Here is a 12445-nt window from a genome sequence, read left to right as displayed (position 1 = left end):
CGGCGAGATCGTCCTATCACTCGCCTTAAATGAGGCGAGGAAAAACTGACACACTTACAAATGCGCTGTCCAGCTTTTTCTTAACACACTTTTTCCCGCCTGCTTATTTAGAAAATCTTAATTCATTTGCGCAAACGCGATATATCGCAGGTCACGCGCAGCGGACGAAATTAAGCCACCAAACTTTAGTTTGAAAACCGAACTTTTATTGCGTGAATGCGACACACCGCACTACACATTTAAATCTGAGTCTTGAAGAAATTACTTTTTTGTGACAACTCACACGCTTACCCTCCGTCGACTGACGATTGACTTGTCGCGGCGCCGGGTGCTGAGTAGGGATTTATTCCCCCCTTCTTATGGATAACACAATGACAAGGCTCACGGTTCAGTCCGGCGACTTCTTGCAAGGTGAAGGCGAGTATCGCAATGGATCGCTTACACTCAAGAGCTGCAGCAACCCTTCTTCCGGGGAGAAAATTGCCCTTTCTGGCATCAGCGAACTGATCGTCGCCAACCAGGAGTCCAGTCGCAGCCTGGGCAGCGCCCTTGGTTGGGGCATGGCTGGTGCGCTGGTAGCGGGCCCGGTAGGTTTGCTTGCCGGCTTCTGGCTCGGCGGCAAAGAAGAGGAGGTGACCTTTCTGGCCACCTTCAAGGATGGTCGCAAGCTCATGGCGATCACCGACAGCAAAACCTGGTCGAAGCTCAACACTCACTGGCGCCGCCATGCACCGCTGGCGGCCAATGGCTGAATCGACGTCCGCTGGATTCGTACCATCGCTTGAAAGCACCCTGCTAAGATGCGCGCCCGCCCGACGCAACGTCGGCACGCGCGTCTGCTGCATGTGTTCAAGGAGCTTTCTGCATGACCCTGCCCCACCCTCGCCTGCCCTTGAGCCTGCTTGGCTTGAGCCTGGCGTTGCCTGCCAGCCACAGCCTGGCCCAGGACAGCATTACCCTGGCCCCGGTACAAGTCTCCGAGGTCTACAGCGAGGGTTATCAGGTAGAGCACGCATCGGTGGCAGGTTTTGCCCCGGCGCCGCTGCTCGATACCCCCGCATCGATAGCGGTGTTCAGTAAGCAGTTATTGGCTGACCGCCAGGTGCGCACACTCAGCGAAGTGCTGCAAAGCGACGCGTCAGTGGGCGAAAGCTACGCGCCGATTGGTTACTACGAAAACGTTAACGTGCGTGGCTTCGAGCTCAACGCCGCCAGCAGCTACAAGATCAATGGCCAGACCATTGCTGGCGAACAGAACGTGGCACTGGAGAACAAACAACAGGTCGAATTGCTCAAGGGCTTGTCCGGCTTGCAGAGTGGCGTTGCCGAACCTGGCGGCTTGATCAACTACGTGACCAAACGTCCGGAAGATGTGCGCTCGGTGACGCTATCGAGCAACGAGCAAGGTGAGCGCTACATCGCCACCGACCTCGGTGGCTGGTTCGGCAGTGAGCGCCAGTTCGGCGTGCGCGCCAACCTGGCCCATGAAGACATCCGCTCCTACGTTGATCACGCCGACGGCAAACGCGACTTCGCCAGCCTGGCCTTTGATTGGCAGATCAACCCGGATGCCGTGCTGCAACTGGATGCCGAATACCAGCAACGCGAACAGCGCTCGGTGCCAGGTTATCAACTGCTCGGCGGCAGCAGCCTGCCCCACGATATCGACCCACACGACCGCCTGGCCTACCAGCAATGGGCCAAGCCTGTGACCATCGACTCGCTGAACCTGGGCGGGCGCTTCGACTATCGCTTTAGCGACAACTGGACCGGTTCGCTCAGCGCCTCGCGCAGCAAGGTGATGATCGATGACTACAGCTCATTCGCCTGGGGCTGCTATGGCGCCCCGAGCTGCGCCACTTCCAGCGTGCCGAACCACTTCAGCCCGGAAGGCGACTACGACATCTATGACTACCGCAGCCCCGACGACACCCGCCGCACCGATGAAGCACAGGCGGCGCTCAATGGACGTTTCGAGGCCATGGGCCTGGGCCACGACCTGACGGTTGGCGCCAGCGCCCAGCGTCGTACGCTGGATCAGCGTCCCTACTTCAACGAAATGATCGGCAGCGGCAACATCTACCAACCGACACCGGTATTGCCGCCGTCTGACAAAACCGTTGGCGACAGCACCCGCCGCCTGGACAGCCGTCAGTACGGGCTGTTTGCCAACGACCGGATCAGCTTCAATGAGCAATGGCAGACCGTGCTCGGTGCACGCCTGGTACGCCTGGACGAGAAGACCTTTAATGAACAGGGCGATCCGGGACGCCATACCCGTGACTATCAGTTGCTGCCCAACGCCGCGCTGATCTACAAGCCGCGCCCGGATATCTCCGTGTACACCAGCTACAGCAAAGGCATCTCGTCCGGTGGCACCGCGCCTTGGTTCGCCAGCAACACTGCCGAAATCCTCGCCCCCACCCTGTCACACCAGCTGGAACTCGGCATCAAGCGCGACTGGCAGCGCTTAAGCCTGAGCGCAGCCCTGTTCCAGCTGCGTCAGGCCTATCAGTACTCCCGGCCGGACGGCGTGGGCAATTTCACTTATGTGCAGCAAGGCCAGCAGAAGAATATCGGCCTTGAGCTGGGCGCCAGCGGCTGGCTGAGCGAGCGTCTGCAGATCAATGCCAGCGCTGCCGCCATTCGCGCCCGGGTGAAGAACAGCGGTACAGCCGACTATGAAGACCACCAGGCGATCAATGTGCCGAATTTTCGCGCCGCCGTGCAGGCGGACTACAGCCTGCCGATTCCCGGCCTGGCGCTGCTTGGTGGCGCACGCTACAGCGCCAGCAAATATGCCAATCAGGCGGGCACGGTGGAGGTGGGCAGTTATGCGGTGTTCGACCTGGGCAGCCGTTACAGCACGAGAATCGGCGGCTACGACACCGTGCTGCGGTTGATGGTCGACAACGTCTTCGACAAACGCTACTGGCGCGATGCCGGCGAGTACCTGGGAGATGGTTATCTGTTTCAGGGGGCGCCGAGGACGGCGCGGGTGTCGGCGTCTGTGAGTTTCTGAGGTGTTTTCAACCTGGTGCGCAAGGGTTACACCTCATTTTGCGACGATGCTAGCCAATGCAAGGATTGAGCGCTTAACTCTATAGGTTGACGGCATGACCTCACGTGCCTTCTTACCACGCGCGGGCGCTCGCTATGGGCCAACTGCTGATTGATGACGAGCTGGTGTTTGACGAAAACAACTTCCTGTTGTTTCGTCTCGGCGCCGCCAATGAGGAGCCTGTGCGCTTGGGGGCAATCGCCAGCCGTTGCCTGGCCATGCTGCTAAGGTCGGAGGGGGCCGTGGTGGGCAAGCGCGAACTGATAGCCGCTACGTGGGGGCAATACGGGCTGGAAGTGACCGACAACAGCCTAGTCCAGATTGTCCGCCAGTTGCGCATGGCACTGGAAAAACTCAAGCCTGGTCGGACATACATCCAGACCTTGCCACGCCTAGGCTACAAGCTCGCCGAAGGGGTGAAAGTCGAACCGTTGACTGCGCCTCTGAACAGGGTGCCGAGCCCGTTGTCGACCGTCACTGGCAGTGAAGCTCCCGCTCCCGATGTGCCTGATGCATCGCTCATCGCAGAAACAGAAACAGAAACAGAAACAGAAACAGAAACAGAAACAGACCTTGCCGAATCGGCAGCGATCACGGCAATCCCCACGACAGCAGCACCCGCTTCAGGGCCGCCGCCAACACACCCTATTACAGCCCCAAGGCGTTGGCTCTTGTGGCTCGCCTTACCCTTATGTGGAGCCTGTGCATTTGTACTCGCAAGTATCTGGCCGACCCCATCGCTTGAGGTCGAGCCCCCAGCGTTCGCCGCCTCCGTAACGATCGATGAGGTGCAGGTCCACTTGCCAATTCAAGACATTCACCCACCAGTGGCGGCACACCTGCAGTTGATGGTCCAGAAGAGTCGAAAACTGGCGGGGTTTCTAGGTCTATCAGCGCAAAACATACACCTGTACTTGTTACCTTCGCGCCGTGGAGCAGATCAGATTCTCTGCGATGGTGCCTTAGAATCGGCGAGCAGCCGCTGCATTGGTGTACAGCAACATGACTAGGCGCACCGCACTCGTAAGCTGGTCTCTGGCCTTCGTCGTCGTGAGTCTGCTAGGTGCGGGACTGGGGCGTTTGTTCGGCTCGCACGCCTCGAGCCTGGACCTCTGGTGCACCGGGGAAAGCGCGCATCAAGTGCAATCGCAACGGCCATCTTCTTCATGGCTGACGACACGATTCAGGCTGGACTTGAGAACTACTGGGGTCAGCCATATGCGCATGGTGGCCCAATTGATCGATCTCGACTCCGGGACTGCACTTCACACCCTACGTCGCAATACGGCCTTCCATGTGCAACAACAGGGCCATCGCTTGCAGATAACGGTAGTACGTAGCGCCAGTGGCGAAGCGGAGAGCACGCAGCCTGAACTTGCGGGCACACTCGGTCTTTTTATCTTCCGTTCGAACAACAGCTTAAGTTATTGGATACGGTCGCTGTCCAAGACGCGTTACCTGTTCGATGATGGCAATGACATGTTCATTCTGTGTAGCAAGCGGTGACATCGCCAAGTTCTATGCGCGGAGGCCCGCCGACCACGCAACTGTTGCCAGCGGCATTCACTTACTTGTGCTATGGACAAATACGCAAGGGCCCGAACAATAAAAAAACCAACACACTTGACGGCCAGGGGCATGGGAGCATAAAGTCAAAACACCCGATTGTAATCAACGCGCTCGGGTATCGGCAGTCCACTTACGCATCGGTTAATGTGATCGCACACGGTGTTATTACGCAGGTCACAAGCAGCTGTAACCTTCGACGATAATTCCTCGCATCGGATAGCGGTTACTAAATTTCTGGGCGCACTCACTTTCTGAAAATACCCGTTTCAAGAGTTTACACTCGAACATACGGGGACGCTGGATTGAAATTACAATCAACATGACAGGGCCATCTTTAGCACTGACGGAAAGATTATGAACGACGACATTGTGAGTTACGCCGAACACGAAGCCATCAGAATCATCGGCAAACAAGAGCCAGAGCCAAGCATTCAGAAAGTCTTGATCGTTGACGACGACCGCTCAATGCGCGAAATGTTGTCCGGTATTCTTGACAGCAAAGGCATACACAGCCTGTTGGCTGAAAATGCCGCCGATGCAATGGACTTGTTGAAGTCTGAAAAACTAATTACATTAGTCATAACCGACCTACGCATGCTACCGATTGATGGCCTGGCGTTTATTCGTCAGATCCGAAACTCAGTGTGGGCCGACTTGCCTATCGTAGTAGTTTCCGGCGATGCAGGCATTCGAGATGCAATCGACGCCATGCACCTTGGCATCGTCGATTTTCTTCTCAAGCCAATAGAACCCGAGCAGCTGCTTCCATTGGTTAACAGGGAACTGGGCATCAAGGCCTAGGCACGTCCCTCACATTTGATAGCAACTATCAACCGCCTCCGGATATATAAAGAACGGCTCCAGTCTGAACGCCATTAGGTGGGCAGGCGCTTTCGCTGGGCATGGATGCCAAACGTGTAAAACCCCGTTGTTTACGCGACCACCTTGCTCATTAAGGAATGGTCTAACACGAGGATCATCACCTTCTACTGCATATCATGAACACGTCACTGCCATCATCCATCAAATAACGCGTCTTGGTCAGCGGCTGCATCCATACACTCAAACTGTCACCCGGCTTATAAGAAAACAGACCCGCACGCGTCGACAGCTCCGGATCCGAACGATCTACTTCGTTCTCGGCACTACGCTGAACATCAATCTGCAGACGGTGCTCATGTTGTCGTGCTCGGAAGGTACTAGTACGCTGCATCACTCCAATAACAGCCTCGGTATTGGTATCCATCAGTCGAGCCTTCATGCTCATATAGCTTGAACCTGCTGGTCTCAAATCCAGGCTGAAGCGCGTGGTCAGCCATGCAGAATTTGCGTCAGGTCGCACTTGATGCGCACTCTCCCCTTCGCACCAGAGATCCACGCCAACCTTATATCCACCTGACAAGTAGCCCAGAGTTACACTCAACAGACCAACCAAAACGAAGGCTTGACACCAACTTGAACATGTAAAACGCCTAGTCATATAGTTGCACACCGATACAGCGGCTATTGGCCGCTTCCAACTTACCATCGCACAGAATCTGATTGCTCTCTCGACCTGACGTCAGCAAGTACAGATGCACCTCGCCCACCGGGATTCCCATTATTTCCGCCAGTTTTTGGCTGCGAAGGACCGTCGCCTGCAAGTATGACGTCGGTAGTTGTTTCCACTTATCTGCAGGTAGATACACGTTGACATTATTCATGGTTACCGGTGCGCTAAACCCAATCAGAGGCGCATCCAACGGTGGTGCCTGCCAGGCTCTCCCCAACAGAAAAGTAAGTGCGCCCCACAATAGTAAGGCAAGCCATAGACCCCAACGCTGTTGCAACAATGCTGGGAGTGTTGACGGCGACGTATAGGATTGTGCTTCCTTGAGCAATGAGGGGCCGGTATCTCCCAGCGTTGTATCGGCTAGGCTCGACGCAGGTGAAACAGGGATTTCTCCATCATTGTTAAACATTGCCGAGCGCACGGTCGATATGACCGGTGCATTGGCTGCCAACTCTTCCACTTGGACGTTATCGGTAAGCTTGTAGCCTATTCGTGGCAATGTCTGGATAAACTCACGATCAGGCTGCATTTTTTCCAATGCCAGTCGTAACTGCCGGACAACTTGGGCCAGGCTATTGTCAGTCACCTCCAAGCCGTACTGACCCCATGCTCCCGCCATCAAATCACGCTTACGCACCACAGCATTATCTGAGCGCAAAAGCATGGCCAGGCAACGGCTGGCGATTGCGCCTAAGCGCAACGGCTCTTCACCATCGGCATCAGCCCGAAACAGCAGAAAGTTGTCCTCATCGAACACTAGAATTTTATCAATTAGAACGAGGCCCATCACACCTTTCCATATTCGGAAATTCGACAAACTGGAAAGTCATTCCCGCTTGTCGTCTTTCGCAGTGTCGTCCGGACTCCACATCAATACGCACTGCATTCCTGTTTTCTGCAAAAAATTGCAGTCAGGTTGCGGCCTAGTGAGCAATCGCAAGACAAACGTCAGAACGTATTCGCCACCGTCCTGGCTATAGGTATTGCGGCCCTTTTCTCAGGGGGCCTATAGTTGCCAGTGGTTCAGAGTCGTTACCCGCCGCTTGTTCTAAGTGGCTCATACGGCGCGCTATCGGCATAACGCTGAGCGATCTGATCAAACTCATCCTCCAAGCCCCGAAAAGCCTCCACCATATCAGGATCAAAATGTCTCCCGGCCCCGTCATAAATAACGTTGGCTGCTGTGTTGTGGCTCTTTGACAATTTGTATACGCGCCGACTGATGATTGCATCGTAGACGTCTGCGATAGCCATCAAGCGAGCACTTACAGGAATGGCATCGCCGGCCAGCCCATTGGGGTAGCCACTGCCGTCCCATTTTTCGTGATGGCACAGGGCAATTTCCTTGGCGATGCGCAGGAAGGGCACTTGTTCTCCCAACAGCTCCTCCGCATGTACCAGCGCCTGATAACCCAATTGCGCATGAGTCTTCATAATCTCGAACTCATCCGCCTCCAAGCGACCTGGCTTGAGTAATATCTGGTCGGAAATACCGACCTTTCCGATATCATGCAGCGGTGCCGACTTACAAATCAGTTCAATGCTCTTTTCATCTAGATGTGCACTGAACCGTGGGTGATGACGCAAATTCTCGGCCAGTACTCGCACATAATGCTGTGTGCGCCGCAGGTGATTACCCGTCTCGTTATCGCGTGTCTCGGCCAATGACGCCAGGGCCAGAATGGTCACGTCGTGGGTTGCTTGGAGCTCGCGGGTTCGCGCCAATATTTCCTGGTCCAAAAAACTCTTTTGCGAACGCAGCAGATCTACAGCCACCTTGAGGCGCATTTGTGTCTGTACCCGCGCTAGCAGGACGGGCGGATTGATCGGTTTGCTCAGGTAATCGGCCGCGCCGAGCGCGAGCCCCAGACACTCATCTATATCCTGATTGCTGGCACTCAAGAACAGAACCGGCACATCACAGGTCTTTGAGTTGCCCTTGAGGCGACGACATACCTCATGGCCATTCAGGCCAGGCATTACGATGTCCAGCAAGATCAGATCGGGAATCGTTTGATCGATGATCTGCAGGGCGTGCTCGCCGCTAGCAGCAACTCGTACTTGATAGTGCTCTCTCAGTAACTCATTGATCACCTGCAGGCTGGACGGCTCATCGTCAACCACCAGCACGACGGGTTTAGAGGGATAATGGTCCAACAAGACTTCCTCGCGGCAGGATCACTAATACGTAGTCAAATCAGTCGTGGTAAAGGTCATTGGCGCGAACGCACAAAGGGGCAAGAATCGTGCTCTATCTTTGCCAATTGACTGCAGTAACGCATGCCATTCACACGCCTGTTCTGAAATGAGCTGAGCCACACGGTGTTTAATGATGAAAAACGCTGAAAACTTCTGAATCTGCCTTGGCGCTACCCTTAGAGGTTGCCCGTGGCTTGCTTGGCGCTTTCTGCGTCTGTTGCATGGGCGTGCAGGGCCTCGTTCAGGCAAAATCGCGCCTGCTTGAAGTCACGACACCTCCCGCGGTAGGCAACGGCTGAAAATGCTCTGCAAACCCGCTCCGCAGGACGCCTGCATGTTGGGAAAAATAGGATAAAGAGCCCCCATCAAATTCAGCCAACGGGCTATCGAGCACGCGGCAAATGGCTTGTAACTGGATAACGTCGAGCGCAGACGAGACTTAGATTTCATGGGGCAATAGCGCACTCAACTGCTTGAGGAGTGCCGCCAGCGGTTCGCTCAAACGTTCCAGACAGATGCGCAGCTCATGATCAGGTTGCTTTGTGCGTATAGCCTGCTCCAACCCATCCGCTCGCCGCGCAATAGCGTCAGCACCAATGGTCGCAGATACGCCTTTACACCGATGAGCCAACACCTCGGCTTTATCCAACTGACTCTCCACCAGCGCGATGTCCAGTTCCTTCAACAAAGCGCTCTGGTCGACGAAGTAGGTCTGCAAGAGATTCAGATACATCTCGTGACTACCCAACACCCGCCGTATGCCGGCTTCCGTGTCCACTCCATCGAGATTCAGGGTTTCGCCAAGCCCTCGGCGTTGCCCGTCGCGTACCGGTGCCCGGCCAAGCCAGTGCCGCAAAATCGTGTAAAGCGTCTGTGGTTCAAAGGGCTTGCTGATAAAGTCGTTCATGCCCGCAGCCAGGCAAGCGTCGTGATCGCACTTCCTCGCGTTAGCGCTAATCGCCACAATCGGCAGCTCGCTCAAGCCGGGCAGCAGACGCAGTTGACGGGTGGCCGCCAAGCCATCGAGCACTGGCATCTGCATGTCCATTAACACCAGGTCATACGCTCCTTCAGCCAAGCGTTTTAGCGCCTCGCGACCATCTGCGGCAGTATCTACACCGCAATTCACCGCCTGTAGCAGCCCGGCGGCGACCTGCTGATTCAGTTCATTGTCTTCCACCAGCAAAATGCGAGTACCATCGGCCGCCTTCCAATCGTTGAGGCTTGGTGCCAGAGGCTGTGTATCAATGACTTCGTTCTGAGCCAATTGCAGGCGGACCTCAAACCAGAAGCTGCTACCTTCACCCAAGACACTCTGAACCCCTACTCGCCCCCCCATCAGCTCGGCGAGTTGCTTGGCAATCGCCAGCCCCAAGCCCGTTCCGCCAAAGCGCCTTGTGATTGAGGTATCGGCCTGTTCAAAGCAGTGGAATATGGCGTCCAACTGCTCGGACGACAGACCGATGCCGGTATCCGTTACGCTGAAGTACAACAGAACATCATCCACGCCACTCTGACGCAGACTTACCTCTATTCGGATCTGTCCCCGTTCGGTGAATTTCACCGCATTACTGAGAAAATTGAGTAAAATCTGACGCAGTCGCAGCGGGTCTCCACACAGACGCTCGGGCACATCCGCTTCGGTATTCAGGCGTAAGTCCAGACGTTTCTCAACAATACGGGGACGTACCAGGTCAATCGCTTCTTCCAGTAGCTGGGCCAAGCTGAAGTCACGAAACTCCAGCTGAAGCTTGCCAGCCTCAATCTTCGAAAAATCCAGAATATCGTTAAGTACACCCAGCAAGTATTGGCTGGAGCGTTGTATGTTGGACAGATAGTCAAGCTGGCGCTCGTTCAGCTCCGTCATCAACGCCAGATGAGTCATGCCAATGATTGCATTCATCGGCGTGCGAATCTCATGGCTCATGTTGGCTAGAAATTCGCTTTTGATTCGTGCACTTTCTTCAGCCAGTTGCTGGGCCTGTTGCATATCAGCGGCTGCGGCGTGTTGGGCAGTAATATCCTGGATGATCCAGATCGATCCACGAGACAAGTTCCCAGGCGAGATGGCTCGTGCACTCAGACTCGCCCAGAAGCAACTGAAGTCCTTTCGGCATAGCTGCAGTTGCTGCTGATAAATGTCGCCACGGTTCAATGTCGCGAGAACCTGCTCCTCCAAGGCGCGCATATCCTCCGACGCAGCCTGATTCAGCCAGCTCAGCGGTGAACACTGCAGTTGCTCGCCTGGCGCATAACCGAGAAGTTCGTTCAGCCGCCAGTTAGCCTGGACGATCACCCCACCCTGCACCAATGCAATACCATAAGGCGCCGCCGTGACAATTGCTTGCTGCTGTTCATGTGCTTCCCGCAAGCGGCGTTCATCTGCCTTCCGCTGACTAAGATCGCGAATCGCCACACACCGGCACTCCCCCCTACCCTGTCGGGCCGGTAGCAGACACAGGCGCAGTTCGGCAGGAAACTCACTGCCATCAGCTCGACGGGCAATCACCTCTACGGTGTCTACCACTTTGTTGATTCGCAACCGCTCAAGGATATGATCGACACGCTCAAGCTGCCTGTCCGGTACCAACCCTCGATAGCTCTGCCCCAACAAGCTGCCGGGCTTGTAGCCAAGGGTCAGTTCGCTCTCCTGATTGGCCAGAATCACATTGTGCTCATCAAACACCAGTAATGCCTTTGGCGCGAACTCTACAATGCCCCGGTACCAGCTCTCAGTAGCCTCCAGTGACTCTTGCCGTTGTTGCAGTATCAGTGCCTGGTCTTCCAACTGCCTGGCCTGTTGTCGGGCCTGCGTCAATAGCTGCTGGTTGTGAATGCGTTGCAGTAGAAAATCCAACAGCGCGCCGACGCGTGGGGGCAAACCATCGATTAGACTGAACTGGGCTGGATCCGGGCGATGGCTGAAATCAAGCTCAAGGCTGGCCATCTGCTGTCCGTCCTGCAGAATTGGCAAACTGAAATGCACCCGGCCACTGCGGCGCACGAAGGGCGCTGGATCAAACAGCAAGACGGCCTGACAACCTAAACAATCCTGCAGTCGCTGTTGCAAGGTTGTAGCGAATGCTTCCAGAGTGGTAGCCAACTGCAACGCTTGCACCAATTCGCCGAGACGCCCCTTGACCCAGTGCTGTCGACGCAGCTCTTCATTGACTTCAACATAGGCGTTAAGCGCTTCACCCAGCGACACCACTTCAGCAAGCCCCTTTTGTTGCAACTGCACGACAGGGGGCTCCCCGTTTTTCAGACGGCGAATGCGCTCAGAAAGTGTCAATAGGGGGGTCACCAGTTGGCGCCGTATAATGACCAAAAACACCAGAAGCCCTGCGACTAACGTGATCAATTGCATCACGACACTGACAGTGCCAGCCAATTTTGCTTTGTTTCGCGCAGCCTCGACATTGGCATCCAATCTTTGGCTGATTAGAACCCTCAACTGATTTAGCGCATCCGCAAAATTCCACTCGGAATTGATGTACGTAGTAGCGGAGAGGAGAAGCACTGCGTCTTCAAGACTGCGCGGGGTGATTGCCCGCCTCTCCATTTCCGCTTGTTTGGAATCCAAGGTTTCGACCTGGGCTAGCCATCGGGATTCAGTATCACTAAGCCCAATAGTTGCAAGGTTCTCGACTGCATTGTGAAAGGCACGACCGTCTTGCGATTGTTGGTTATAGAGACTGCGAAATAGATCATCACCTGTACTTGCATACAAACGGGCCAACTGAGTCAGGGCTCGATTAAGCGCAGCCATCTGGACAACACCGGATATCATTTGGTGACGTTTGTCAGTGACACCTCGAACCTGTTCAGCGTAGTAATGACCCAATACTAAGGTCAGCAGACAGGTAACCAACGCTATAGCAAATCCTATCGAAATGAGCTTGCTCAGACGCTCCAGACTCACGAGGCTCTCCTGCGAACATTGCCACGACCCACGTCGAAAGCTTGCCCATTAGTAAACTACTGCCCCTTCAGTAGCGCTGTGAAAACAACTGATTCATGCGATTGGTTTCCTGAAAAATGCTGAAAATTTGTGAGTGGGACGG

9 protein-coding genes are annotated in these 12445 nt (G+C 55.1%); 5 read left to right on the top strand and 4 right to left on the bottom strand.

The window, feature by feature from the left end; all coding sequences use genetic code 11:
* Positions 1–371 precede the first annotated feature (371 nt).
* From CX511_RS07805 to CX511_RS07785, 5 genes are all read left to right on the top strand, one after another.
* Positions 372–752 (top strand): hypothetical protein, encoded by a 381-nt coding sequence (locus CX511_RS07805; protein WP_101292131.1) that lies wholly within the window; start codon positions 372–374, stop codon positions 750–752.
* Between the two features lie 113 nt (positions 753–865).
* Complete coding sequence (locus tag CX511_RS07800; protein WP_101292130.1) at positions 866–3022, top strand: TonB-dependent siderophore receptor; 2157 nt, start codon at positions 866–868, stop codon at positions 3020–3022.
* Positions 3023–3156: 134 nt separating this feature from the next.
* A complete protein-coding gene (locus tag CX511_RS07795) occupies positions 3157–4071 on the top strand; it encodes a transcriptional regulator (protein WP_101292129.1) in 915 nt (304 codons plus the stop codon).
* 208 nt (positions 4072–4279) lie between these two features.
* Positions 4280–4567, top strand: coding sequence for a hypothetical protein (locus tag CX511_RS07790; protein ID WP_101292128.1), 288 nt, complete (start codon positions 4280–4282; stop codon positions 4565–4567).
* A gap of 417 nt (positions 4568–4984) precedes the next feature.
* A complete protein-coding gene (locus CX511_RS07785) occupies positions 4985–5431 on the top strand; it encodes a response regulator (RefSeq protein ID WP_101292127.1) in 447 nt (148 codons plus the stop codon).
* Positions 5432–5609: 178 nt separating this feature from the next.
* On the opposite strand, the gene CX511_RS07780 is transcribed toward CX511_RS07785, so the two are convergent.
* The 4 genes from CX511_RS07780 to CX511_RS07765 form a co-directional block, all read right to left on the bottom strand.
* Entirely contained in the window at positions 5610–5876 is a 267-nt protein-coding gene (locus CX511_RS07780) for a hypothetical protein (protein ID WP_101292126.1), read from the bottom strand.
* A gap of 226 nt (positions 5877–6102) precedes the next feature.
* Positions 6103–6969 (bottom strand): winged helix-turn-helix domain-containing protein, encoded by an 867-nt coding sequence (locus CX511_RS07775; RefSeq protein WP_101292125.1) that lies wholly within the window; start codon positions 6967–6969, stop codon positions 6103–6105.
* Between the two features lie 245 nt (positions 6970–7214).
* Positions 7215–8339, bottom strand: a complete 1125-nt coding sequence (locus CX511_RS07770) for a response regulator (protein WP_231353382.1) — start codon at positions 8337–8339, stop codon at positions 7215–7217.
* A gap of 481 nt (positions 8340–8820) precedes the next feature.
* The gene (locus CX511_RS07765) at positions 8821–12303 is read right to left on the bottom strand and encodes a hybrid sensor histidine kinase/response regulator (protein WP_101292123.1); all 3483 of its coding nucleotides are present in this window, start codon (positions 12301–12303) and stop codon (positions 8821–8823) included.
* Between the last annotated feature and the right edge of the window lie 142 nt (positions 12304–12445).

Source organism: Pseudomonas sp. S06B 330 (assembly GCF_002845275.2).
Lineage (GTDB): Bacteria > Pseudomonadota > Gammaproteobacteria > Pseudomonadales > Pseudomonadaceae > Aquipseudomonas.
The sequence above is the reverse complement of the archived record's forward strand: the minus strand, read 5'-3'. Positions and strand labels throughout refer to the sequence as shown.

What these genes read in the sequence shown, in the direction of transcription:
- CX511_RS07775 (WP_101292125.1), bottom strand. Translation starts at nt 6,969, where the DNA reads ATGGGCCTCGTTCTAATTGATAAAATTCTAGTGTTCGATGAGGACAAC.
- CX511_RS07785 (WP_101292127.1), top strand. Translation starts at nt 4,985, where the DNA reads ATGAACGACGACATTGTGAGTTACGCCGAACACGAAGCCATCAGAATC.
- CX511_RS07795 (WP_101292129.1), top strand. Translation starts at nt 3,157, where the DNA reads ATGGGCCAACTGCTGATTGATGACGAGCTGGTGTTTGACGAAAACAAC.
- CX511_RS07800 (WP_101292130.1), top strand. Translation starts at nt 866, where the DNA reads ATGACCCTGCCCCACCCTCGCCTGCCCTTGAGCCTGCTTGGCTTGAGC.
- CX511_RS07790 (WP_101292128.1), top strand. Translation starts at nt 4,280, where the DNA reads ATGCGCATGGTGGCCCAATTGATCGATCTCGACTCCGGGACTGCACTT.
- CX511_RS07805 (WP_101292131.1), top strand. Translation starts at nt 372, where the DNA reads ATGACAAGGCTCACGGTTCAGTCCGGCGACTTCTTGCAAGGTGAAGGC.
- CX511_RS07780 (WP_101292126.1), bottom strand. Translation starts at nt 5,876, where the DNA reads ATGGATACCAATACCGAGGCTGTTATTGGAGTGATGCAGCGTACTAGT.